We start from the raw sequence: 23,552 nt of genomic DNA, 5'->3' as shown, positions 1-23,552 counted from the left end.
GTGGGTGTCAGCTACCGGCCGTGCCGGCCAGCACGCGCATTTCGGCGTTGAGGTCCCGGATCGAGCCGGCGAGTGTGTCGACGGACTGGTGGTTCTTCGCCGCGCTCTCCAACCTCTTGGCAGCGGAGGCCATCTGCCGCATGGCACGGGGGGTGGCGAGACCGCGCACCTTCTCGCGGTAGGTACCGATCTCGGTGTTGAGGAGGCCTATCGCGTCCTTGACCCGGCCGACCTCCTCCACGGAGGGGAGTCGTGGCTGCCGGACATCGGTCTGCTCCTCCGGCTGAAGTCCCCAACTGCCGTTCTCGGCACGGCCGAATGACCTTCGAACTCGTCGGTTCTCCGGAATCACGTCTCCGAAGAGGCCGTAACTTCGCGTGCGTCCTGTGATCGCGAGAGTCAATTCCTTGACCTTCGACACGATGCCGACGACGAGCGCGACTGAAGCGCCAAAGGCGGTCACCAGGAGCGCCAATTTGCCGAGGAAATCAGTGCCGTTGGCGACAGCGAGGAACTCCTTGATCGGAGACATGTCCTTGATGATGTCCTTGAAGCTCTTCTGCTCGTCTTCATCCTTCTTCTTGCCGTTCTGGATCGCCTCCTTCAGGTCCCTGATCTTGCCGTCGAAATGACTGGTCGATACGGTGTTCTTTGAATTGCTGTCGAGCTTCAGCTCGACGTCGGCCAGCTTGTCGTACACCTCATCCGTGCTGTGCTGTCCCATGCGTTGACTTCCTCTCGATGGTCGCGCGGGCCTGAAAAACGGCTAATGCCCCAAAGATCCTCCCCTGGCTGGTGGTATCACCGAAGGAATCCGCCTTGCTCCCGTTCTTCCCCTCCGCTATTCTCTGAAAGGATCATTGGGATACGTGGGGGCGGGGAATGAGGCTCTGGTACTTCTTTATCTCTGTCGGGCTTTTCGCGATTTCGGCGATTTCATTCTTTGTTTCCTTCGCGACGTGGGAAAGTGCCCGAAGGGTCCCGGAAATCCCGTCGAGGCCGCTGCGTGTTGCTGTGTCGGCCGGGTTGGGCGTGGCGTTCTTGGGGCTCTCTCTATTCCTGCTCACGCTCTGAGCGCCGGGCGGCGCCGCAAGTCGGAACGCGAACATTCCATCGATCGACGTCATTTATCGGGACGAAGGCAATGAAAGGCGCTACGTTTCGATGCCGGCCGAGGACCTTGGGCTCGCGGAAGGCGGGTCCGTCGTCAGCGTCGTTGACAATCCACGCACGCCGGGCCGGGCGACAACTGAAAAGGTCCTGAACAAGGCGATATGGAGGACCCAGGAGGGATACTTGGTCATCCGCTCCGTCGCCTGCGTGCCCCTCGCGCCGGCGGCCCCGCTCAGCCTGCGGTCGGCTGGACCACGATGCCCGCGCGGGAGCCGAAGGACGCGAGATGGTGCACGCTCTCCGCGGACGGCGGCTTTCTTTCCTCGTGCACGACGGGGACTTCCTCTCCTTCCCGCGGTGGCGGCTTCGGGGCTGTGATCAGGATCCGGAATTCCTCGCCGTCCGCCGAACGGAAGGTGCAGTTCAGTCGCTCGACCGCGGTGCCCCCGCGGCGGATGCGTTCCGCGCGGACGGCGAGGGTCTTCACCCCGTGCTTTCGCAGTCGGCGATAACGCAACTGCCGGGGTACGAACAGCAGCGATACGACGCCGAAGGGGATGGAGACGATGAGGAACGGAACGGCGTAGTTCGTGCCGGCGGCGAGTGCGGTGTGCGCCGGTCAGGAATCCTCCGTGACCGGCTGCGGGCCCAGAACGAAGAGCACCAGGACCGTGACGCGGACCGTCGCGCCGGCCGCGAGGGCCGTGAGGAAGCCGTCCACGTGGATGCCGGAGCCCGTCTTGGAGGCGATCCATGAGACGAGGAGCCAGATCAGGGTGTCCTGGACGATGCCGATCGCCGCGAGGACCAGGAGCGGGATCGCGGGAGCGTTCCGGATGTCGCTCGGGTAGGTGTGGATCAGCTGGTTCAGGATGACGAAGACGAGGCCGGGCAGTACGAACCCCAGCCACCGTGCGTCGTAGTCCACCACGCTCGCACCGGGGAGGAGGGTGGCCAGCGCCATACCGAGGTAAGTGCCCAGTACCCGTCTTCGCTTGTACATGACAGGGATCTTGGGCCACCGGTCACTCCGGGGGCAAGAGGTGTCCCGGTGGGTCGAAGAAGACGGCGCCCATGGGGAAGCCCTCGGTGGTGAACGGGAGGGCGAGGAGGCCGGCGTACGGCACCCCCGGGCCCGAGACCGGGCGTTTTGGATCACTCCTCGGCTCCCGCGAGGTGAACGATGGACTCCCGTTGCTTCGACACCACCCCAACCGCGTCTGCTGGGGCGGCTTCGCCCTCGAGGAGTTGTGTGCGAACGCCGTACGGCACGGGGGTGGGCTCGCCGGGCTGGAGCTGGTGCTGGAGGCCGGGGGCGGGGGCCTCGACTCGCCGTCGGCAGCGACCCGTTGAGTGAGAGCGGGAGGGGGCTGCGGCGAGGAGTCGGTGTGGTGGGCGTGTGCCGTACGGGCCCTCCGGGGCTACCGGCGGTTTCGGCGGGCTTCCGTCAGGGCGTCCGTCCAGCCGGCGGCGTAGGCGCGGGACTCGCGGGTAAGCAGTTCCTCGTAGAGCCGGTCGAGCAGTGCCTCGCGGTCGGGCGCGGGGGAGTGCAGGAGGTGGGCGAGGCGGGAGTAGGTGTCGATCGGCTGCTGCGGGAAGTTGCTCGTGCCAGTCGCCATGTCGTCGTCCTGCTTTCCGGTCTGTCCGCTGGGCTGGTGGTACAGGTGGGCGCTCCTGACGCGTTCGAAGCGTCTGTTCGAACTAGTGTACGAGTAATCCTACGGTGTCGCTCCGTGTTTGCCGAAGCCTCTTTCTTTCACTCTCCGTTGCCTCCCGGTCCGGACCTGCGGTGATGGCGGGGTGCAGTGGATGTTGTGTCAGAGTCGTGGAGTAGGATCCGGCCGTTCTCCCGTCGGTGAATCGAAAGTGAACGGTGTGGCCTGACAACGGACCTGAGGGCCTGTCATACGACGGTGGACGGCCAACGGGCGGCCGTCCTCGCGCGGGGGCGCGATGGGGCAGGGACGAGAGCAAGGCCTACGGGGTGGACGGGGACGCGAGCAGCGCGCGGCAACGACACGTGATCGACTGGCTGGAACAGGCCTCCGATCTGCCACATCTCATCGCTCGTCTCTCCGAACTGGTCCTGAGTTTCGGGTACGAGCCCGAGGACCTGGTGATCCTTCCGCGCGGTGAACTCGACCGGCGGGAGATGGCCGCCTACAGCGCCGGCTGGGCCGACGTGGTCGATGAGCAACTCCCCGCCGTGCGCGGGGCGTACGAGCAGCGGATCACGGCTGCCTATCTGCAGGGGCAGGAGGACGCCCGGACCGGGCGGCGGCCTCGGCGGGCACGCCGGGCCGAGGGGGACGGCGAGCGGGGCGGAGAGGTCATTCCGCTGCCCTATGTCCAGCTCCTGCGGCCGCCGTCCGAATTGACGCGGGTAGAGCGGCGCGGCGAGCGGGAGCGGTCCGTCGCGGACGGGACACCGTGGGACGGCATCGTCGACGAGATCGAGGCCGTGGAGGACGTCGAGGGCGTCGACGACTTCGATGACGGCGACGAGGGTGTGGACGCCGGGCCCGGGGCCGACACCCTGTTGTCCGCGCGTGAGGTGCGGGGGAAGCGGGCGGTGCCGGCCGCCGCCGAACGGCGTTCGGTGGTACGGCGCAACGGGCGGCCCAGTGTGCCGCCGCTGAACCGGGACGGTGCGGGCGGTGGCCGGGACAAGGGGCGCCGGGGGGACGGTGGCGGTGGGGAGCGGGAGCAGCAGGAGTCCGTCGACGCTCCCGCCCGCCGGCTCTCCGACAAGGCCCGGGCCCTCGCGGACGAACTGGAGGGCCGGGCCCCCGGTCGGCGCCGGGACGAGTGAGCGGGCCGACCGGGGCGGTGCCGTACAGCTGGATCAGCCGAAGAAGCGGGCCAGTTGTACGGCCGAGGGGGCGGAATCGGGGGTGGGCGGGGCCGCGCCCTGGTCCGGTTCCCTTTCGTCCGCCGGTTCTTCCGTGTCGTCGTACGACGGTCTCGGCACCGGCGCCGGAGGCTCCGGCTGGTCGCCCTCCTCGGAGTTGACGCTCGCGAACATCCAGTTCGCGGCCGCCAGATGGTCCACGGCGGCGGCGAGGAGATGGTCGGAGACCGACCACTCCGCGGCCTCGCCGTGCAGCTCCCTGTTCAGCGCGCTGTCGCGCGGCAGGTGCTTGATGAGCAGCGCGAGACGCCGTGCGGTCAGCGTCTCGCGGTGCCAGTCGAGCAGGTCGGTGCCGTAGTAGCGGAGCAGGTCCGCTTCGAGGGCCTCGGCGTGTTCTTCGACGAACCCGACGAGGCTCAGCCTTCCCCCAGGCCGAGCCCGGTCTCCTTGCCGTAGGCCTCCAGGATGGCGGCGATGTCCTGCATGGTGACCTCGTGCTGTTCGAAGCGGGTGAACTGCTTCTCGCCGAGCAGCAGGCGCAGCAGCCCGTCCACGTCGTTGTCGTCGAGCTTGCGCAGGGCCTTCGCGGTCGCGCGGGTCAGCTCGGTGGGCAGGGTGTAGCTCTCGTCGTCGAGTTCGAACGACCAGGTACGTCCGAGGGCTTCGAGGCGCTGGGCGCGCGCGGCGTTGACGTCGAAACGGGTCATGTGTGCTCCTCAGGCGGAAACAGGGTGTGGGTGGTACGGGTCCGGGGTGGGGCGGACCGGGGGTACGCCCCACCCCGGGGGGTCAGGACGCGGCGTACGCGGCGTCCTTCATCACGAAGCTGGCCAGCGCCGAGCCGTCGGCGGCGGCCATCGCCGTGTAGGTGATGCCGAGCTGGGCCGCCGACTTGCGGGCCAGCTTGATGTCGTCCGCCGCGGTGACCTGGCCGCGCGGGATGCCGAAGCGGTAGGTGACGGTGGTGCCGTCGCTCGCCCGGACGTCCGTGAACTCCAGGCCGAGGGCGCGCACGTCGGCGAACGGCCGGTCGGCGATGTCGTACTTGTAGACGCCGGTCGAACCGGTCACCGCGTCCACCGTGCCGCCGCCCATGAAGAAGGGCAGCGTGTCCTCGTTGAACTGCATCAGCGAGAACTTCAGGGTGAGGTCGCGGTCCGAGTACACGAAGTGCACCGGGCTGACGGCCTGCCACACGTCGACCGGCTCCAGCTTGTCCTTCTTGGAGAAGGTGACGCCGTCGCCGGAGGTGAAGCCGAGGTTCTTCCAGCTCGCCCAGTCGGTGGAGGTGTCGGAGGAGAAGGTCGTCGGCACCTTGGTGTCGGCGGTGGCGACGTAGAGGCGGCCTACGCCGGCGATGCGGATCTCGGAGGAGTTGGTTCCTGCCATGGTGGTTGCTCCTTGTTATGAGGTGGGTTGTTCGGGTGGGGTGCCGTACCCGGGGGTGTCCGGGTACGACGAAGGCCCCGCCGGGGTGGCGGGGCCTTCGGTCTGTGGGGCCGACGGTCAGTAGACGTCGACGTACACCTTCATCACGGTGACGTAGCGGTTGGCCGCCGAGTAGAGGTAGTCGGGCAGCCAGCGCGGGCCGTCCTGTTCCTCGACCTCCGTGACGAGGTTCGTGCCGTACCGGTTGTTGGCCATCGACAGCAGGATCTGGCGGGCGTCGTTGGCCAGGACGTGGGCGGCCTGCTTGGTCGGGCCGTACACCTCCAGCTCGATCAGCGGCTGGTCGACGTGGCGTTCGCCGACCCAGGCACCGCCGCGGCGGTTCACGAAGACGGCGGCGGTGGTGCCGTCGAAGCCGGTCGGTGCCTGTACGGCGACGGTGGCGCCGGAGAGCCGCGCGTCGTCGTCCAGGACGTCGACGATCATCGCCTCGACGTCGGGGAACGAGGCGGGTGGGGTGGGTGTGGTCATGCCGGATCACCTCGGGGCAGCGGGTGGGATGCGTGCGGAGGGGGCGGGGCGCCGGGCACAGCTCCGCCGCTGCACCAACTGTGACAGGGAGCGTGCGCGCACGCAACTAAATCTGCGAGGTGATCGAAGAGAGCGAGGGGGGGCGGGTCTGAGGCGGGGGGTTCGCTGCGGGTGCGCCACCCCCGTGAAGAGCGCCCGTCGGCCCACGGGTCTCCTCGATGGCGCGTCCAGCGAAAGGGCGTTCAGTCCGCGGTCGTCGTTGCCGCGTCGATCGGCTCGGCCTGTGCGTCGTTGGGCAGGAACTGTTCCACCACCCGCACGAACATCTCGCGTCGGTCGGCCGGCACCCCGAGCAGGTCGGCGACCTCCTCCAGCGTCGGACGGCGGCCGAACTCCGCGTTCGGGGCCGGGGAGGCCAGGTAGTCGTGCGGGTCGGCCAGTTCCTCCGCGGTCAGGCGGCCGGAGCGGATGAGCATCTCGCGGACCTGGACGCCCAGGACGCGGGCGAGCCGGCGCGTGGTCTCCAGGTCCGGCATGCTCTGGCGCTGGAGCAGGCGGGTGACGGCGGCCCGGTGCACCCCCGCCTCGTCCGCTATCCGCGACTTTCCGCCGCCGCGTGGACTGTCGATGTCGTAGCCGCGGTCGCGCATCAGGTCTTCGACCCACGCGGCGAACGCGTCCAGATCCTGGCTGGTCATCTGAGGGCTCGCTTCCTTTGGAGGGCAGCAAGTTTAGCTTGCTTGCGCGCACGGAATTACGTGCTCTCGTGCAAGCACTGAGGAAAGTCCGTGCGATACGGGGAGATTCGGTGCCTGTGCGCGCCCGAGTGATCCCGATCCTTCCATGATCTCCCGAAAGGGTCACTGGCATATTTGTTGCGAGCGCGCGCGCAATCTGTAAGTCTTGACGGCGCTCGCCTCACACCAGCCCCACTGGAGCCACATTGGGAGGCCCCATGTCCGTCACCGGCAGCTCATGCCCACCGCCCGCCTGGCAGGCCACGGCCGCCTGCGCCGGGCTCCCGCCCCGGGTCGTCTTCTCGAAGAAGGTGAAGGAGGCCGCCCCCGCCCTGCGGGCCTGCGCCCGCTGCCCGGTACGGCGCGACTGCGAGGAGGCCGTCGCCCCCGCCGCCAACTGGTTCGACGGCGTCTGCGGAGGCCGCCTCTGGCGCCGGGGCCGCCCGGTCGAGATCCCCGCGCACCTCCTCCCGGTCATGCGGGGCCCGGTCGTCCAGGGCGCCCTGCGCCGCGGAGGCTCCGTTGCCTGACCGTCGTACGCCGCCCGCACACCCACCCACCGAAGACCGCGCCGAAGACCGCGCCGAAGACCGCGCCGCCGACAACGCCGCCCTCTGGATCGGCCTGCTCCTCCAGCAGTTCCCCGAACTGGCCGTCGAGCTCGCCCCCGGCCGCGGCGCCGCCCCGGGCCGGCGGGCCACGCCCGCCCCGCCGCCCGCTGACCTCGCCGACCGGCTCCGCGAGGAGCGCGCCGAGGCGCTGCTGCTCCGGCAGGCCCAGGGCCTGGTCGCCCCCGGTCACAGTGCCGCGCCGCTGCGGCTGCACATCTCCGACACCATCCGTGACATCACCGACGGGGTGGTGGAGCTGGAGGAGGCGGTACGGGACCGGCTCGGGCTGCCGCGCGTCCGCCGCGCCTCCGTGCCCGAGCGGCTGCGCCGGATCGTCGGGCTCCTCGACGGCATCGCCGCCGACCCCGTCCTCGCCGCCCACGTCCGGGACGAGACCCGGCGGATGGCCCGGCGCTGCGCCCGCGCCCTGGGCGACACCGAGACCGTCGTCCGCGTCTCCGGGCGCTGCCCCTGGTGCGACTCCGTCTCCCTGCGCGCCTTCCCGGACCGTGCCGCCGTCCTCTGCGTCAACCCGGCGTGCCGCTGCACCGCCCCCGACTGCGGCTGCCACGACGACCCGGCCTACCGGCACACCTGGGACGAGGGGGAGTGGAGCCACCGATGACGAGCCCGGGTTCGCCCACCCTCATCCCCGGGCCGCTGGCCGCCCAGGAGGCCGGCGTCGCCCCGGCGACCATCAGGAAGTGGGTCCAGCTGGGCCACCTGGAGGCCGCCGGGAAGGCCGGCCGGGCCGCCCTCTTCCGCCTGGAGGACGTCTTCGCGGCGGAACGCGCGGCCGCCCGGCGGCCGTAGCGGACCAGGGACGACGGGGCCGGGGCGGCGCCATGGAACGCGGCCGCTCCGGTCCCGCTCCGGTCCCGCCCCTAGGGGATCCCCAGCTCGAAGATCACGTAGTGCGCGTACCACCCGGACGCGATCGCCGCCGTCGAGAAGAACACCGCCAGGCTCGGCCACCTCAGCCGGCTCATCGCCGCCGCCGGGGCCAGGAGCAGGGGGAAGACGGGGAGCAGATAGCGCGGGGTGTTCCCGAACATCTGCTGGGTGCCGAGGACCGTCACGATCGAGGCGAGGGTGTACGCCGTCAGCACCAGCGGCGGCCGTTTCCGCAGCAGCAGCGCGACCAGGAACGGCAGCGCCACCACCAGCTGGACGGCGATCAGGTCGGGGACGGAGAAGGCGAAGAGATAGTCGCCGCGCCCCACCGCCACGTTCCGCAGCACGTCCAGGGTGTACGCGCCGAAGTCGAAGTAGTGGGCCCAGGCCTCGCGCTGCAGCGAGAAGTACGCGCCGGGCCCGCCCATCGACCAGCCGACCCAGGCGATGTAGGTGAGCAGGCCGAGCGGGGCCGCGATCGCCGCGTACAGCGGGGCGGCGACCCCCTGCTCGCGCCGGCTGTCCGGTCGTAGCAGCGTCACCAGCGCCGCCAGGCCCACCGCGCCGATCAGCACGGCCGCCGTCGGACGGCTCAGGCCGGACAGGAAGGCGAGCAGGCCCGCGGTCACCCAGCGGCGCTTCATCACGGCGTGGCAGGTCCAGGCGGCGATGGCGACGAAGAGGGACTCCGTGTAGACCGCCCACTCGACACCGGCGGCGGGGGCCACCGCCCACAGGCCGGCGGCGATGGTGCCGGCGCGGGTGCCGGCGAGCGTCGAGATCACGGCGTAGATGCCGGCCGCCGCGACGAACGAGGACAGGACCGAGACGAGGAGCGCGGCGCCGTAGAGGCCGAGGCCGGTGACTTCCGAGACGGCCCGGACCAGGCCGGGGTAGAGGGGGAAGAAGGCGACCGAGTTCTGTTCCGCCGTGAACTGGCCGCCGGGGGCGAGGTGCTGGAGGGGCTCGGGGTGGTAGCCCTTCCGGGCTACCTGGAGGTACCACCAGCCGTCCCAGGTGGACAGGACGTCCCACCAGTGGGCGCCGCCGCCGAAGCGGGCGTCTTTGGTGCGGTAGTCACCGGCGGACGTCAGCAGCCAGGCGAAGACCAGGAGGCCGGTGAGCTTGGCGACGGCGTAGAGGGCGAGGGGCGGGAGGTAGGGGCGGAGGGCCGGGGGGAGGCGGAGGGGGCGGGGCGGGGTTTCGGTGGTCGGCGCGGTGTTGCTCTGAGCTGTGCTCATGGCGGTGTGGCCCCCTGGAGAACGCCGTAGCGGCTGCCGCGCGTGGTCGTCGGGCGGCTGCGGGTTCGTTGTGGCTGGTCGCGCCCACGCGGCGGAGCCGCAAATGTATACAGCCCCGCGCCCCCAAGGGGGCGCTCCAGGGAACCGGCGATCAGAAGATCCGATCAGCGTCGCATGGCTGCCCGGCCGAATCCCGGTAGCCCGCGCCCTCTTGCGTTCGCGTGTCGTTCGCCTTCGTGGTATATCGGAAGGCCTCCTGAAACCGCAGCTCAGGTCCTCCGCAACCGGTCCCCCTCCTTTTGTTTTGACCGGAGTGAATGCGCTGGGTACGCTCAGACCTTGTGCCTGGGGTGTGCCCTGACCCTCGTGCGTGCCTTCAAACCGCACCTGAGTGACGAAGTGGCCACCGTGATCCGCGCCCCCTTCTGCCATCCGGCAGGAGTCCGCGGAATCCGACACACCCGACCGCGTGGGTCGGCGACGTTCCAGGTTAGCTTCACCATCGGCACACAGAAACCGGAGAAGTAGTGCCTACGATCCAGCAGCTGGTCCGCAAGGGCCGGCAGGACAAGGTCGAGAAGAACAAGACCCCCGCACTCGAGGGCTCCCCTCAGCGCCGGGGCGTCTGCACGCGTGTGTTCACGACCACCCCGAAGAAGCCGAACTCGGCCCTGCGTAAGGTCGCGCGTGTGCGTCTGACCAGCGGGATCGAGGTCACCGCTTACATTCCGGGTGAGGGACACAACCTGCAGGAGCACTCCATCGTGCTCGTGCGCGGCGGCCGTGTGAAGGACCTGCCCGGTGTTCGCTACAAGATCATCCGCGGTTCGCTCGACACCCAGGGTGTCAAGAACCGCAAGCAGGCCCGCAGCCGCTACGGCGCCAAGAAGGAGAAGTAAGAATGCCTCGTAAGGGCCCCGCCCCGAAGCGCCCGGTCATCATCGACCCGGTCTACGGTTCTCCTCTTGTCACCTCCCTGATCAACAAGGTGCTGCTGAACGGCAAGCGCTCCACCGCCGAGCGCATCGTGTACGGCGCCATGGAGGGCCTGCGCGAGAAGACCAGCAACGACCCGGTCATCACGCTGAAGCGCGCGCTGGAGAACATCAAGCCGACCCTTGAGGTCAAGTCCCGCCGTGTCGGTGGTGCGACGTACCAGGTTCCGATCGAGGTCAAGCCCGGTCGCGCCAACACCCTCGCGCTGCGCTGGCTCGTCGGCTACTCCCGCGCCCGTCGCGAGAAGACCATGACCGAGCGTCTGCTCAACGAGCTTCTCGACGCTTCGAACGGCCTCGGTGCGGCCGTCAAGAAGCGCGAGGACACGCACAAGATGGCCGAGTCCAACAAGGCCTTCGCGCACTACCGCTGGTAGTCGCTACCCCCATCGAGACCGAGAGAAGACCGAAGCCTTATGGCTACCACTTCACTTGACCTGGCCAAGGTCCGCAACATCGGGATCATGGCCCACATCGACGCGGGCAAGACGACCACGACCGAGCGGATCCTGTTCTACACCGGTGTGTCGTACAAGATCGGTGAGGTCCACGACGGCGCTGCCACCATGGACTGGATGGAGCAGGAGCAGGAGCGTGGCATCACGATCACCTCTGCTGCCACCACCTGTCACTGGCCGCTGGAAGACGTCGACCACACCATCAACATCATCGACACCCCGGGTCACGTCGACTTCACCGTCGAGGTGGAGCGTTCGCTCCGCGTGCTCGACGGTGCGGTGACGGTGTTCGACGGCGTCGCGGGTGTCGAGCCGCAGTCCGAGACCGTGTGGCGTCAGGCGGACCGCTACGGCGTGCCGCGTATCTGCTTCGTCAACAAGCTCGACCGGACCGGTGCCGAGTTCCATCGCTGCGTCGACATGATCAGCAGCCGCCTGGGCGCCACGCCGATCGTCATGCAGCTCCCCATCGGTGCCGAGGCCGACTTCAAGGGCGTCGTCGACCTGGTCACGATGAAGGCGCTCGTGTGGTCCGCCGAGGCGGAGAAGGGCGAGATGTACGACGTCGTCGACATCCCGGCCACCCACACCGAGGCTGCCGAGGAGTACCGCGGCAAGCTCGTCGAGACCGTCGCCGAGAACGACGACGAGATCATGGAGCTGTTCCTGGAGGGCCAGGAGCCTTCCGTGGAGCAGCTGTACGCCGCGATCCGTCGTATCACCATCGCGTCCGGCAAGTCCGACGGCGTCACCGTCACCCCGGTGTTCTGCGGTACCGCGTTCAAGAACAAGGGCGTCCAGCCCCTGCTCGACGCGGTCGTGCGCTACCTGCCCTCCCCCCTGGACGTCGAGGCCATCGAAGGCCACGACGTGAAGGACCCGGAGGTCGTGGTCAAGCGCAAGCCGTCCGACGAGGAGCCGCTGTCCGCGCTGGCGTTCAAGATCATGAGCGACCCGCACCTCGGCAAGCTCACCTTCGTCCGGGTCTACTCGGGCCGCCTGGAGTCCGGCAGCGCTGTGCTGAACTCCGTCAAGGGCAAGAAGGAGCGCATCGGCAAGATCTACCGCATGCACGCGAACAAGCGTGAGGAGATCGAGTCGGTGGGCGCCGGCGACATCATCGCCGTCATGGGTCTGAAGCAGACCACGACCGGTGAGACGCTCTGCGACGACAAGCAGCCGGTGATCCTGGAGTCCATGGACTTCCCGGCGCCGGTCATCCAGGTCGCCATCGAGCCCAAGTCCAAGGGTGACCAGGAGAAGCTGGGTGTCGCCATCCAGCGTCTCGCGGAGGAGGACCCCTCCTTCCAGGTTCACTCGGACGAGGAGACCGGCCAGACCATCATCGGTGGTATGGGCGAGCTGCACCTCGAGGTGCTGGTCGACCGTATGCGCCGTGAGTTCCGGGTCGAGGCCAACGTCGGCAAGCCGCAGGTCGCGTACCGCGAGACGATCCGTCAGGCCGTCGACCGCGTCGACTACACCCACAAGAAGCAGACCGGTGGTACCGGTCAGTTCGCCAAGGTGCAGATCGCGATCGAGCCGATCGAGAGCGGCGACGCCTCGTACGAGTTCGTGAACAAGGTGACCGGTGGTCGTATCCCGAAGGAGTACATCCCTTCGGTCGACGCCGGTGCGCAGGAGGCCATGCAGTTCGGCATCCTCGCCGGTTACGAGATGACCGGTGTCCGCGTCACGCTCCTCGACGGTGGCTACCACGAGGTCGACTCCTCCGAGCTGGCCTTCAAGATCGCCGGTTCGCAGGCCTTCAAGGAGGCCGCGCGCAAGGCCAAGCCCGTTCTCCTTGAGCCGATGATGGCCGTCGAGGTCACCACGCCCGAGGACTACATGGGTGAGGTCATCGGCGACATCAACTCCCGCCGTGGCCAGATCCAGGCCATGGAGGAGCGGGCCGGTGCCCGCGTCGTGAAGGGCCTCGTGCCCCTCTCGGAGATGTTCGGTTACGTCGGCGACCTGCGCAGCAAGACGTCCGGCCGGGCCAGCTACTCCATGCAGTTCGACTCCTACGCCGAGGTTCCGCGGAACGTCGCCGAGGAGATCATCGCGAAGGCCAAGGGCGAGTAAGTACCGCGTTCCACGCGGCGCGCACACACGCCTTAGGCTTGACCCCGGAGCCTCACGGGTCGTTCCTCCGCATTCGCGGTGGAATGGCCCGGGGCCCGGGACCCAACAGCAAAGATCACCTGGCGCCGATCGCATCAAACCGATCGAATCAAGGCGTACAGAACCACTCCACAGGAGGACCCCAGTGGCGAAGGCGAAGTTCGAGCGGACTAAGCCGCACGTCAACATCGGCACCATCGGTCACATCGACCACGGTAAGACGACCCTCACGGCCGCCATTACCAAGGTGCTGCACGACGCGTACCCGGACCTGAACGAGGCGACCGCGTTCGACAACATCGACAAGGCGCCCGAGGAGCGTCAGCGCGGTATCACGATCTCCATCGCGCACGTCGAGTACCAGACGGAGACCCGTCACTACGCGCACGTCGACTGCCCCGGTCACGCGGACTACATCAAGAACATGATCACGGGTGCCGCGCAGATGGACGGCGCGATCCTGGTCGTGGCCGCCACCGACGGCCCGATGCCGCAGACCAAGGAGCACGTCCTCCTGGCCCGCCAGGTCGGCGTTCCGTACATCGTCGTCGCCCTGAACAAGGCCGACATGGTGGACGACGAGGAGATCATGGAGCTCGTCGAGCTCGAGGTCCGTGAGCTCCTCTCCGAGTACGAGTTCCCGGGCGACGACCTGCCGGTCGTCAAGGTCTCCGCGCTGAAGGCGCTCGAGGGCGACCCCGAGTGGACCCAGTCGGTCCTGGACCTCATGACCGCTGTCGACGAGGCCATCCCGCAGCCCGAGCGTGACGTCGACAAGCCGTTCCTGATGCCGATCGAGGACGTCTTCACGATCACCGGTCGTGGCACCGTCGTCACCGGTCGTATCGAGCGTGGTGTCCTCAAGGTCAACGAGACCGTCGACATCATCGGCATCAAGACCGAGAAGACCACCACCACGGTCACCGGCATCGAGATGTTCCGCAAGCTGCTCGACGAGGGCCAGGCCGGTGAGAACGTCGGTCTGCTCCTCCGTGGCATCAAGCGCGAGGACGTCGAGCGCGGCCAGGTCATCATCAAGCCGGGCTCGGTCACCCCGCACACCGAGTTCGAGGCGCAGGCCTACATCCTGTCCAAGGACGAGGGTGGCCGCCACACGCCGTTCTTCAACAACTACCGTCCGCAGTTCTACTTCCGTACCACGGACGTGACCGGCGTCGTGACCCTCCCCGAGGGCACCGAGATGGTCATGCCGGGCGACAACACTGAGATGAAGGTCGAGCTCATCCAGCCCATCGCCATGGAAGAGGGCCTGAAGTTCGCCATCCGTGAGGGTGGCCGCACGGTCGGCGCCGGCCAGGTCACCAAGATCAACAAGTGATCTCGGCCCGCAAGGGCTGACCAGGCAGGTCCGAAGGGGCCCGTACGACTCCGGTCGTACGGGCCTTTTCGCTGCTCCGGCGGGAACTCACTGCATGTTCTGCACGGGTGGATGGTCGTACGACGCCTCGCACACGTACACCTGGAGGCGGTAGCTGCGCCCGATGGTGATCTGCGTTTCCAGCGCCGGTCCGAGGAAGTGGTAGCCGGTGTACCCCGCGTCCTCGACCGGTGCCCAGCTGCCGCTGCCGCCGTCCCACTCGGTGCCGTCGACGGTGAGCAGGGGCCGCACCCCGGCGCCGCACTCGGCGCAGGCCATGGGGAACGGGTCGGAGAAACTCCAGGGCGCGTGTCCGCCGAGCTTCCATCCCGGGGCGACGGCCAGGTCGTACTGGTAGCAGACCTCCGGCTCCTCGCCCTCCCCCTCGATGCCCTCCTCGCCCTCCTCCCACGCGTGGATCCGGTCCGCCAGCTCCTCGGGCAGCTCGTGCGGGGCCGGGTACTCGGTGACGGTCTCGGGGTGCAGCACGCACGGCTCGGGCAGGTAGTCGTCGCTGCCGATGACGGCGGGCCGCGGGGGAGCGGCGAGCGGGGTCACCACATCGGCGGCCCTGCGCCAGCGCAGCTCGACCCTCGGTGAGTAGTCGTCCTCGGGGTGGTCGAAGGCGCACCACAGCACCTGGAGCAGATCGGTGCCTTCGGGCCGGGGCAGCGTCGGCACGTCGGCGGCACGTATCTGGGCGACCGGCACCAGCGGCACCGGCCCGTCCAGGGCGGTCCGGTACGGCTCGGTCCCCCGGTCGACCAGCGCGCGCTCCTTCTCGGTCAACAGGTCGGTGCCCTCGGCGCGCGGCCGGGCCCAGGCCTCGCGCAGGACCCGTCGGCCGACGTGTACATCGTCCGGCGCCACCCCGTGCTGCCAGGGACCCGCGTGCTCCGGGCAGGTCGGCCAGGGCTCCTCGGCCGGCCACAGCAGGGGTCCGCCGACGGAACTGCCGTCCGCGGTGGGTGCACCGGCACGGGGATGCAGGCGTACGGCGGTGCGGGCGAGCGGGGCCAGTTCGGGGAAGACCGCGGTGATGTCCAGGGGGCGAGGCGGCGTCGTACGGGTCGTCATGGCCGGAGGCTACCGGCCCGGTCCGACATCACCGCTTCGAAACTATTCGGCACGTACGACCCCTGGTTCGCGCGGGCCACTCACCCCACCATTTGTCATGCCGCTGACCAAATTCGGGTGGAGGGGTGAGGCATGTCTGTGAGCCGCAGAGCTGTGCTGGGCGCGGGCGTCGCGGCCGTACCGGTGCTGTCGCTGTCGTCGGGGAGCGCCGGGGCGGCGGAGGACGGACCGCTCCCGACGGACCCGGGCGCGTACATCTCCTTCACGGGCGGGGCATTCTCCCTGGTCGGCGCGCCGGTCGTGGTGAGCTCGGACGATCACCCCGGGGTCGTACGGGTCGCGGGGGACCTCCGCGACGACCTCGAACGGGTGACGGGTGTGCGGCCGGGCTCGACGGTCGCCCGGCAGGTGGTGCTGGTCGGCACGATCGGCCGCAGCCCGCTGATCGACACCCTGGTGGCCGCCGGCAAGCTGGACGTGACCGGGGTGCGGGGCCGCTGGGAGACCTCGCTCCAGACGGTGGTCGACCACCCGATGCCCGGCGTGGAGAAGGCCTTCGTCATCGCGGGCAGCGACCCGCGCGGCACGATCTTCGGGGCCTACGACGTCTCGTACGGCATCGGGGTCTCCCCCTGGTACTGGTGGGACGACGTGCCGCCGGTCCGCCGCGACCGGGTGTGGGTGCTGCCGGGCCGCCACACCCAGGGCACCCCGGCCGTGAAGTACCGGGGCTTCTTCATCAACGACGAGAACCCGGCGCTGGGGACCTGGGCACCGGCGTACTTCGGCCCGGGGAAGGCGCCGGGCTACCCGGGCGGCTTCAACGCGGACTTCTACGCCCGGGTCTTCGAGGTGCTCCTGCGGCTGAAGGGCAACTACCTCTGGCCGGCGGTGTGGGGGCGCGCGTTCGCGGAGGACGACCCGGAGAACCACCGGCGGGCCGCCGCCTACGGTGTTGTCATGGGCACGTCCCATGAGGCGCCGATGATGCGCGGGATCGAGGAGTGGAACCGGTACGCGGGCGCCGGCACCGACCCCTACGGGGGAACCGGCGAGTGGTCCTACCGCCGCAACGCGGAGGCGATCCGCGCCTACTGGCGGGCCGGCATCCAGCGCATGGCCGACCAGGGTTTCGAGGGCGTGGTCACCCTCGGCATGCGCGGCAACGGGGACACGAGCCTCCCCGACGGCGACGGCATCGAGCTGATGCAGGAGATCATCGCGGCCCAGCGGCAGATCATCGAGGAGGTGACGGGGCGCCCGGCCGCCGAGACCCCGCAGGTGTGGACCCTCTACAAGGAGGTCCAGCGCTACTGGGACCGCGGCCTGCGCGCCCCGGACGACGTGACCGTGGTCCTCACGGACGACAACTGGGGCAACATCCGCAAGCACCCCTCCCCGGCCGAGCCGCGCGGCGGCGGATACGGCCTCTACTACCACTTCGACTACGTCGGCGCCGGCCGCAACTACAAGTGGGTCGACACCGCGAACCTCCGCAACGTCTGGGACCAGCTCCACCAGGCGCACGCGTACGGCAACCACGGCCTGTGGGTGGCGAACGTCGGCGACCTGAAGGGCAACGAACTCCCGACCGAGTTCTTCCTCGACTACGCCTGGAATCCGCGGCGGTGGAGCTTCGACCGGCTGGGCGAGTGGGAACGGCGCTACGCACGGCAGAACTTCGGCGCTGCGGCGGCCGGCGAGGTGGCCGAACTGCTCGCCGAGTACGGCCGGTTGCAGGCCCGCCGCAAGCCGGAGCTGCTGAACCGCCGGATCACGCTCGCCGCCGACGGCCAGGTGGTCTACGACGACCAGCAGACGCCCTTCTCCTTCGGCCACCGGGAACTGGAGCGGGTCACGGGGGAGTGGCGGGAGCTGGGACGACGGGCGGCGCGGATCGGCCGCGGGCTGCCCGAGGCGGCCCAGGACGCGTGGTTCGAGCTGGTCGGCTACGAGGTGGCGGCCACCGCGAACCTGTACGCGCTGCGCGAGGCCGAGTTCACCAACCTCCGCTACGCCCGGGAGGGCCGGGCCGCCACGAACGACCTCGCGACGGCGGCCGAGGCGGGCCTGGCGGCGGACCTGGCCCTGGCCGACCGCTTCAACTCCCGGGTGGCGGGCGGCAAATGGCGCGGCTTCCAGACCCAGCCCCACATCGACTACGGCGACGTGGACCGCTACGGCCCCAACGCGCCCTGGCAGCAGCCGGAGAAGGACAACGTGGCGCTGCCGGACGTGCTGTTCCCGGCGGTACGGCGGATCGAGGTGCCGGAGGCGGCCGGGCTGGGGGTGTCGGTGGACGGCGACGAACCCGCCACGAACGCGCCCACCATGACACTGCCGCCGTTCAGTCCGTACCAGACCCGGCCGCAGCAGTTCGTCGAGGTGTTCAACCGGGGCCGTACCCCCTTCGACTACCGGGTGACGGCCTCGGTGCCGTGGCTGGTGGTGGACCGGCCGCGGGGCCGGGTGACGCGGCAGGTCAGGCTGGAGGTGCGGGTGGACTGGTCACGGGCGCCGGCCGGGCGGTCCTCCGGGGAGCTGACGGTGAGCGGGGCGGGGGAGTCGGTGACGGTGGGGTGCGTGGCGGAGCGGCCCCCTTCGCGCCGGGCGCTGCGGGGCTTCGTCGAGGCGGGCGGCTATGTGGCGATCGACGCCGACCACTACGACCGCGCGGCCGGGCAGTGGCGCCGGCTGGCCGGGATCGGCCGCACCGGTGCGGGGATGACGGCCTGGCCGGTGACGGGCGGCTGGGCCGACTCCGCGGCCTCCTGGCCCCGGCTGGAGTACGAGGTGACCCTGCTGTCGGCGGGCGAGGTGACGGTATGGACGTACCTCTCCCCGCGCAACCCGACGCTGCCCACGGCCGGGCTGCGCTACGCCGTCTCCTTCGACCACGACGAACCCCGGCCGGTCGACATCACCGCGGGCGCGGACGACGGCCTCCTCAACACGGTCTGGGCCCGCAATACCTCCGACAACATCAACCGCTCGGCAACCCGCCACACCCTCGCCTCCCCGGGCGTCCACCGCCTCACGTTCTGGGCGGTCGACCCGACGGTGGTGGTGCAGCGGCTCCTGATCGACACGGGCGGGCTGACACCGACGTATCTGGGGCCGCTGGAGAGCCGGAGGCTGTAGCCCCCGGGCGCTGACCTGCCGGCATCCGAGACCAGCCGCGATCGGTTGGCTCTCTGCGACGTATATGGCCGCGAGACGTCGTCGGTCCTCGAAGTGTTCCTACGCGACTGAGGTACTGGTCGCCTCGGCACCCTGTGCAGGCCCCCGCAGCAACTCCACCGCCCGGTCGAACGCCGAGTCCCGTCCCTTCGTGAACTCCTCTTCCGTGAAGACCGGTTCGGTGATCTGCGGGGGGATTCCGGTGCCGTCGAAGGTGTGGCCGGTGCGGGTCAGGTACTCCTCGTTCGGGAGCCAGACCGCCATGCCGTTGGGGAGGGTGCGGGTCATGACGTCCGAGAAGACGCCCTGGGTGGCCTGGCCGATGCGGACCGTGCGGCCGGGGCGGTCGATCAGGGCCTGGGTGAAGGTCTCGCCGGCGCTGACGGTGGAGCCGGCGGTGAGGAGGGCGATCGGGCCCGTGTAGCGGGGAGCGTGCGCGGGGGTGACCGGGATGGGCTCGGGGCGGGTGTGCCTGGTCGGGTCGGCCGGGTCGTTGCGGGCGCGCTTGGCGTAGGCGACGTACGGCGTGTCCGTGAGGCGTTCGGCGATGCGGATGCCGAGGGCGTCGGAGCCGCCGCCGTTGATGCGGAGGTCGATGACCAGGCCGCGGAGGGCGCGGGTGCGGGCGGGGGTGAGGACGGCGTCGAGGGCCCGGTCGAGTTCGGCGAGTTGGGCGGTGTAGGACGCGTCGTCGCGGTCGTATCCGTCGAAGCCGGCGATCCGGAGGTAGCCGAGGCCCCGCTCTTTCAGGTCGGCGTACGTGATGAGGCCGTGCGCGAAGTCCTGGCGGTGGGAGGCCTGGGCGAGGTCGCGTTCGACGACGAACTTCTCGACCTTGTCGTTGAGTTCCTCGGTGGGGACGACGGTGCCGGGCCTGGCCACGCCGTAGTGGCGGTCGCCGTCCAGGACGAGGACGTGCGCGTCGTGCAGCGGGGTGATCATGCGGCTGAAGATGTCGAAGAGCCGGGCCCGGGTGGTGTCCTGGTGGACGAGGGGCCGGTAGCGGTCGCGTACGGCGTGCCAGTCGATGCCCTTGGCGGCGAAGAAGGGGTAGTTCTCCTCGAACGACTGCCAGAAGACGTCGAAGGCGGCGCGGGGGTCGTCGGCCGCGGGCGGGCGGGTGCAGGCGGCGGGCAACGAACCGATCCGGCGCAGCTGCCGATGCCCCACGGCGACGTCGGCCCCGAAGCGGGCGTGTGTCCCGTCCGGGGCGACCCGTACGGTGAGCACCACGCCCTCGACGTCGTACGTCCCAGGTGTCACGGCGGACTGCGCGAAGTACCCCTTCAGACAGCTGACGGCGGTCGTCTGGTACTCCTGCGCCCCCCGCCCGTCGATGGCGAGCACGGTCCCGTACCCGTCCATGCGCCACAGCCCGGTGGCGGTGGGGGAGCTGGTGACCGGTGCCGCCCCCACGGCCGGCACGGCGAGGGCGAGGAGAAGAGCTGTGGTCCCGACGGCGTAGCGCACGATGGCGTCCTTCCCCCTGCACGCGAGTGACGTTTCCGTCCTTCACGGTGCCGGACGCCGAGGTGCTCCGGCCATCCGGCAGACGGGTGGGCCGGAGGTGGGGACAGCCTCAGTGGAGCGGGGTTCAGTCCTGCGGTGCGAAGAGCAGGTTGCGGGTGTGCGGTGGCCGGGGTTCGCGCCAGGGCACCAGTGCGCCGTCGTGCTCGGCGATCCAGTGGACGTCGTAGCCGAGGGGCTCGAACTCGGCGATGAGGTCGTCGAGGGAGGCGTCGACCAGGGCCTCCATCACCAGGGTCGGCCGGTCGCGCTTCAGCACCTGGCGGGCGCCGCGCAGCACCGACATCTCGTGCCCCTCCACGTCGATCTTGACGAGGTCGAGCTTGGTCTCGGCGAACACCTCGTCGAGGGTGAGCAACTGGATGCGCTTGTGCTGGGCGTCCGGGGCGGTGCTGCCCTCCAGGGTGGAGCCGGTGGAGAGCAGGTTCCCGGAGAAACGGACGCTGATGTCGGCCCAGCCGGGCTCGCTGGAGACACCCGCCTGGTGGAGCTTGACGTTCTGGACGCCGTTGGAGCGGACGTTCACCGAGAGCCGGGCGTGGATCTGGTCGACCGGCTCGAAGGAGTGCACCTTCGCCTTCGGGTTGGCGTGCGCGGCGATCATCGAGAAGTAGCCGACGTGCGCGCCGACATCGGCGATGGTCTGGCTCTGCGCGGCCAGCCGCGACCAGGTGGCGAGCGTACCGGGCTCGTAGCCGAAGGTGCCGTTCCACAGGGTGTCCATGGCCACCGCATCGTCGTTCACGCAGAACATCACAAACGGCGGACAGTACGGCGACTCGATCTCCACGTAGCCCCGGTACGGGAACTTCTTGCGGTGCACGCGGATGATGTCCCCGGTGGCGACCGGCCTGACCGATGGTGCGTGGGCCAGCATGCGGGCGTTGGCGGCTTCGACCTCGGAAATACGCATTGGGCGATGGTAAAGCCAGGGTCAGGGTATGTCACAGGGTTTGGAAATGATCAGAAAGGGAAACTCACAGGTTTTTGCGGGCTGGATTTTCGTGCATTTTCGGAGGTTGTTCATTGAGAACAACCTGGAATTAACCTTTCCTTTCGCTTGGGCTGCAGCGCATGGGGCAGTCGAGGCGCCTACCGTGAACAGTGACGGAGCCGTTGCGTACGGTCACTGTCCGCTGCTTGTCCGGTGCTGTCCGGGCTGTCGTACGCGGCCGTACGGGTAGGGCGTCGTCGAGGCACGGTCGTACGACGGAGGGGTGCGGGATGAGTGTGGACGGCGCGGTGGCGCGGCTCAAGCACGAGGCGGACGAGCCGGGTTGGGAGGTGGATCCCGATGACGAGTGGGGCGTCGCCGTCATCGCGACCGTCGGCCGCCAACTGAAGCTGCGGCGGGAGGCGGTGGGGATGCGGGCCGCCGAGTTCGGGGTGGCGGTCGGGTACGGGGAGGACATGGTGTACAAGATCGAAGGTGGGAAGCGGATTCCCCGGCCGGAGTATCTGGACAGGGCGGACCAGGTGCTGGCGGCGGGTGGGCTGCTCTCGGCGATGAAGGAGGACGTGGGGCGGGTCCGGTATCCCAAGAAGGTGCGTGACCTGGCGCAGCTGGAGGCGAGGGCGGTGGAGCTCCAGCACTACGACCCGCTCCACATCCACGGGTTGCTGCAGACACCCGAATACGCGCGCGGGCTGCTCCTGATGCGTCGCCCGGCGTACGCCGGGGACGAGGTGGAGCGGTTCATCGCCGCGCGCGTGGCCCGTAAGACCGTCTTCGAGCGGGACCCGGCGCCCGAACTCAGCTTCGTCCTGGAGGAATGGACGCTTCGGCGTCCGCTCGGCGGGCGGGCGGTGCTCCGTCAACAGCTCGAACACCTGCTGGAAGCGGCGCAGTTGCGGAACGTCGAGCTTCAGGTGATGCCGATGAATCGTGAGGAGCACGCCGGAGTCGACGGCGGAATCGAGGTGCTGAAGTCCGAGGACGGCTCGGCGGTGGGGCGTTCGCCGGCAGTGGCCAATGGCCGACCGGTGTCCGATCCGAAGCAGCTCCGTATCCTTGAACTGCGGTACGGCATCATCCGGGCGCAGGCGCTCACACCGCGTGAGTCGACGGCCTTCATCGAACAACTGCTGGGGGAGACATGATCCGCAAGACCACGGCCGAGGACGCCTCCGGTCTGACGTGGTTCAAGAGCAGCTACAGCAGTGGCAGTGAAGGCGACTCCTGCGTCGAAGTCGCCCTCAGCCCCGCCACCGTCCACGTCCGTGACTCCAAGAACACCGCGGCCCCCTCCCGCGGCCCCCACCTCGCCTTCCCGCCCGCCACCTGGACGGCCTTCCTCTCCCACGCGACCGCCGACGGCGAGTGAGGTACGCCCGCGAGCTGTTCGCACCGCTGGGAGCGGTCGTGGCCGTGGGCGCGCTGAACTCCACCGGCGCCTGGTCGTTCGCCGACGTCCCGGTCGGGCGTTCCTGGCCGCCCGGCGGCAGCAGTGGGACCGGCTCTTCGCCGCGCTCTGCTCACTCTGCGCCTTCGACCGCGACGAGGACCGGGCGGCCGCCGACGAGACGGGCTGCTTCCGCGACTACGACCTGTCCGCGCCGCTCCTCCTCCGGTCCGCCGGAGTGACGGGGACCGAGCGCCGCCCGGCCGCCCTCACCCACGAGGTGGTGTTCCGGCGCCGGCCGTTCAGACGGCCGGTGAGGTCTCGAAGCGGATCTCCGCCGCCGGGGTCACCGTGGCCGAGCGGCCCGCGTACTGGATGACCGAGAAGATCCCGTTGTGGTGGGCGACGATCTGGGCGGCCGTCGGGACGGTGTCGGGCGGGCGTTCGATCGTGGTGTGGCCGTCGGCGACGAGGACGAGGTCGTAGCCGTGGGAGAGGGCGCTGCGGCTCGTGGAGTCGACGCAGTAGTCGGAGGCGTAGCCGGTGACGACGAGACGGCGGACCGCCCGCTCGGCCAGGACCTCGCCGAGCGTCGTACCGAGGAAGGAGTCCGCGCTGTCCTTGTCGAGGACCAGGTCCCCGGGCCCGGGTGTCAGCGCGGGGTGGATCTCCAGCCACTCGGCGGGCACCTGGTCGAAGCGCTGGCGCAGATAGACGACCGGTACGTCGGCGGCGCGGGCCCGTGCCGCCAGATCGGCGACCGTGCTCAGGCAGGCCTCGCCGTCATGGGCGTCCCTGAGCATGGCGCGCTGCATGTCGATGATGAGCAGTGCGGTGTCCGGCATGCCGTGAGGCTGTCCAGGTGCCGCCGGAAGAATGCCGTAAGGACGCCGAACCGGACCCCTGTTTGACGTGGGTCACCCCCGGGGTATGCTCTCGGGCCCCCGATTGGCCAGGCCCCCGCCCTCTGTGGCAGACTGTCGGAGTTGCTCGGTCGAGTGTTGATGCTGCGCGCCTCCCGCCGGGAGGACCGAAAGCGAGTCCCACAGTACTCGTCGTCCTAACTGCCTCACGGCAGCGCTGGGACGGACGTACGGGAATCTT

25 protein-coding genes are annotated in these 23,552 nt (G+C 69.5%); 12 read left to right on the top strand and 13 right to left on the bottom strand.

The annotated features are described in order from the left end of the window. Window positions 1-7: 7 nt before the first annotated feature. A complete protein-coding gene (locus ACGFZS_RS14080) occupies window positions 8-724 on the bottom strand; it encodes a hypothetical protein (RefSeq protein WP_393795260.1) in 717 nt (238 codons plus the stop codon). A gap of 1,008 nt (window positions 725-1,732) precedes the next feature. Further along, window positions 1,733-2,116, bottom strand: a complete 384-nt coding sequence (locus tag ACGFZS_RS14075; RefSeq protein WP_393795259.1) for a hypothetical protein — start codon at window positions 2,114-2,116, stop codon at window positions 1,733-1,735. A gap of 173 nt (window positions 2,117-2,289) precedes the next feature. On the opposite strand from ACGFZS_RS14075, the gene ACGFZS_RS14070 reads away from it, so the two are divergent. Then, window positions 2,290-2,466 (top strand): hypothetical protein, encoded by a 177-nt coding sequence (locus ACGFZS_RS14070; RefSeq protein WP_393795258.1) that lies wholly within the window; start codon window positions 2,290-2,292, stop codon window positions 2,464-2,466. 68 nt (window positions 2,467-2,534) lie between these two features. On the opposite strand, the gene ACGFZS_RS14065 is transcribed toward ACGFZS_RS14070, so the two are convergent. Then, window positions 2,535-2,732: a hypothetical protein gene (locus tag ACGFZS_RS14065; RefSeq protein ID WP_393795257.1), complete on the bottom strand. Its 198-nt coding sequence runs from the start codon at window positions 2,730-2,732 to the stop codon at window positions 2,535-2,537. A 401-nt stretch (window positions 2,733-3,133) separates the two neighbouring features. Between ACGFZS_RS14065 and ACGFZS_RS14060 the strand changes: the two genes are divergently transcribed. Next, window positions 3,134-3,925, top strand: coding sequence for a hypothetical protein (locus tag ACGFZS_RS14060; protein WP_393795256.1), 792 nt, complete (start codon window positions 3,134-3,136; stop codon window positions 3,923-3,925). A gap of 33 nt (window positions 3,926-3,958) precedes the next feature. Here ACGFZS_RS14060 and ACGFZS_RS14055 read toward each other — a convergent pair whose 3' ends face one another. From ACGFZS_RS14055 to ACGFZS_RS14035, 5 genes are all read right to left on the bottom strand, one after another. Further along, window positions 3,959-4,333 (bottom strand): hypothetical protein, encoded by a 375-nt coding sequence (locus tag ACGFZS_RS14055; RefSeq protein WP_393795468.1) that lies wholly within the window; start codon window positions 4,331-4,333, stop codon window positions 3,959-3,961. A gap of 47 nt (window positions 4,334-4,380) precedes the next feature. Beyond that, window positions 4,381-4,671: a hypothetical protein gene (locus ACGFZS_RS14050; RefSeq protein WP_355719992.1), complete on the bottom strand. Its 291-nt coding sequence runs from the start codon at window positions 4,669-4,671 to the stop codon at window positions 4,381-4,383. 82 nt (window positions 4,672-4,753) lie between these two features. After that, window positions 4,754-5,353 carry a phage tail protein gene (locus tag ACGFZS_RS14045; RefSeq protein WP_355719994.1) on the bottom strand — a complete coding sequence of 200 codons (600 nt, stop codon included), beginning with the start codon at window positions 5,351-5,353 and terminating at the stop codon, window positions 4,754-4,756. A 117-nt stretch (window positions 5,354-5,470) separates the two neighbouring features. After that, window positions 5,471-5,884 carry a hypothetical protein gene (locus ACGFZS_RS14040; RefSeq protein ID WP_365695542.1) on the bottom strand — a complete coding sequence of 138 codons (414 nt, stop codon included), beginning with the start codon at window positions 5,882-5,884 and terminating at the stop codon, window positions 5,471-5,473. 242 nt (window positions 5,885-6,126) lie between these two features. Further along, on the bottom strand, window positions 6,127-6,582 hold the full coding sequence (locus ACGFZS_RS14035; protein WP_393795255.1) for a helix-turn-helix domain-containing protein: 456 nt from the start codon (window positions 6,580-6,582) through the stop codon (window positions 6,127-6,129). A 257-nt stretch (window positions 6,583-6,839) separates the two neighbouring features. Here ACGFZS_RS14035 and ACGFZS_RS14030 point away from each other — a divergent pair, with 257 nt between their 5' ends. Genes ACGFZS_RS14030 through ACGFZS_RS14020 form a run of 3 tightly spaced genes read left to right on the top strand, consistent with a single transcriptional unit; the run spans window position 6,840 to window position 8,045 of the window. After that, complete coding sequence (locus ACGFZS_RS14030; RefSeq protein WP_393795254.1) at window positions 6,840-7,151, top strand: WhiB family transcriptional regulator; 312 nt, start codon at window positions 6,840-6,842, stop codon at window positions 7,149-7,151. Then, window positions 7,144-7,857 carry a hypothetical protein gene (locus ACGFZS_RS14025; RefSeq protein WP_393795253.1) on the top strand — a complete coding sequence of 238 codons (714 nt, stop codon included), beginning with the start codon at window positions 7,144-7,146 and terminating at the stop codon, window positions 7,855-7,857. Before ACGFZS_RS14030 ends, ACGFZS_RS14025 begins: the two co-directional genes overlap by 8 nt. Beyond that, window positions 7,854-8,045: a hypothetical protein gene (locus ACGFZS_RS14020; protein WP_355720005.1), complete on the top strand. Its 192-nt coding sequence runs from the start codon at window positions 7,854-7,856 to the stop codon at window positions 8,043-8,045. The genes ACGFZS_RS14025 and ACGFZS_RS14020 overlap by 4 nt, the downstream gene beginning before the upstream one ends. Before the next feature lie 71 nt (window positions 8,046-8,116). Here the strand turns inward: ACGFZS_RS14020 and ACGFZS_RS14015 are convergent, their stop codons facing one another. Next, window positions 8,117-9,367 (bottom strand): hypothetical protein, encoded by a 1,251-nt coding sequence (locus tag ACGFZS_RS14015; RefSeq protein ID WP_393795252.1) that lies wholly within the window; start codon window positions 9,365-9,367, stop codon window positions 8,117-8,119. A gap of 527 nt (window positions 9,368-9,894) precedes the next feature. Between ACGFZS_RS14015 and rpsL the strand changes: the two genes are divergently transcribed. From rpsL to tuf, 4 genes are all read left to right on the top strand, one after another. Continuing rightward, on the top strand, window positions 9,895-10,266 hold the full coding sequence (gene rpsL / locus ACGFZS_RS14010; RefSeq protein WP_003948652.1) for a 30S ribosomal protein S12: 372 nt from the start codon (window positions 9,895-9,897) through the stop codon (window positions 10,264-10,266). 2 nt (window positions 10,267-10,268) lie between these two features. Beyond that, window positions 10,269-10,739: a 30S ribosomal protein S7 gene (gene rpsG, locus ACGFZS_RS14005; RefSeq protein WP_005481264.1), complete on the top strand. Its 471-nt coding sequence runs from the start codon at window positions 10,269-10,271 to the stop codon at window positions 10,737-10,739. A gap of 39 nt (window positions 10,740-10,778) precedes the next feature. Beyond that, complete coding sequence (gene fusA / locus ACGFZS_RS14000; protein ID WP_393664361.1) at window positions 10,779-12,905, top strand: elongation factor G; 2,127 nt, start codon at window positions 10,779-10,781, stop codon at window positions 12,903-12,905. Between the two features lie 184 nt (window positions 12,906-13,089). Continuing rightward, window positions 13,090-14,283, top strand: coding sequence for an elongation factor Tu (gene tuf / locus ACGFZS_RS13995; protein WP_362601054.1), 1,194 nt, complete (start codon window positions 13,090-13,092; stop codon window positions 14,281-14,283). An 87-nt stretch (window positions 14,284-14,370) separates the two neighbouring features. Here tuf and ACGFZS_RS13990 read toward each other — a convergent pair whose 3' ends face one another. Next, window positions 14,371-15,399 carry a hypothetical protein gene (locus ACGFZS_RS13990; protein WP_393795251.1) on the bottom strand — a complete coding sequence of 343 codons (1,029 nt, stop codon included), beginning with the start codon at window positions 15,397-15,399 and terminating at the stop codon, window positions 14,371-14,373. 132 nt (window positions 15,400-15,531) lie between these two features. Between ACGFZS_RS13990 and ACGFZS_RS13985 the strand changes: the two genes are divergently transcribed. Further along, complete coding sequence (locus ACGFZS_RS13985; RefSeq protein ID WP_393795250.1) at window positions 15,532-18,540, top strand: glycosyl hydrolase 115 family protein; 3,009 nt, start codon at window positions 15,532-15,534, stop codon at window positions 18,538-18,540. Between the two features lie 99 nt (window positions 18,541-18,639). Here ACGFZS_RS13985 and ACGFZS_RS13980 read toward each other — a convergent pair whose 3' ends face one another. Both ACGFZS_RS13980 and ACGFZS_RS13975 read right to left on the bottom strand, forming a co-directional pair. After that, a complete protein-coding gene (locus ACGFZS_RS13980; protein WP_393795249.1) occupies window positions 18,640-20,049 on the bottom strand; it encodes a S41 family peptidase in 1,410 nt (469 codons plus the stop codon). Between the two features lie 124 nt (window positions 20,050-20,173). Continuing rightward, the gene (locus ACGFZS_RS13975) at window positions 20,174-21,019 is read right to left on the bottom strand and encodes an FkbM family methyltransferase (protein ID WP_393795248.1); all 846 of its coding nucleotides are present in this window, start codon (window positions 21,017-21,019) and stop codon (window positions 20,174-20,176) included. A 311-nt stretch (window positions 21,020-21,330) separates the two neighbouring features. Here ACGFZS_RS13975 and ACGFZS_RS13970 point away from each other — a divergent pair, with 311 nt between their 5' ends. Both ACGFZS_RS13970 and ACGFZS_RS13965 read left to right on the top strand, forming a co-directional pair. Beyond that, complete coding sequence (locus ACGFZS_RS13970) at window positions 21,331-22,206, top strand: helix-turn-helix domain-containing protein (RefSeq protein ID WP_393795247.1); 876 nt, start codon at window positions 21,331-21,333, stop codon at window positions 22,204-22,206. Next, window positions 22,203-22,430: a DUF397 domain-containing protein gene (locus ACGFZS_RS13965; RefSeq protein ID WP_393795246.1), complete on the top strand. Its 228-nt coding sequence runs from the start codon at window positions 22,203-22,205 to the stop codon at window positions 22,428-22,430. The genes ACGFZS_RS13970 and ACGFZS_RS13965 overlap by 4 nt, the downstream gene beginning before the upstream one ends. A gap of 320 nt (window positions 22,431-22,750) precedes the next feature. Here ACGFZS_RS13965 and ACGFZS_RS13960 read toward each other — a convergent pair whose 3' ends face one another. Beyond that, on the bottom strand, window positions 22,751-23,293 hold the full coding sequence (locus ACGFZS_RS13960; protein WP_393795245.1) for an isochorismatase family protein: 543 nt from the start codon (window positions 23,291-23,293) through the stop codon (window positions 22,751-22,753). Window positions 23,294-23,552 lie beyond the last annotated feature (259 nt).

Source organism: Streptomyces sp. NPDC048288, from assembly GCF_043201555.1.
Lineage (GTDB): Bacteria > Actinomycetota > Actinomycetes > Streptomycetales > Streptomycetaceae > Streptomyces.
This window is presented reverse-complemented; position numbering and strand designations above follow the sequence as displayed.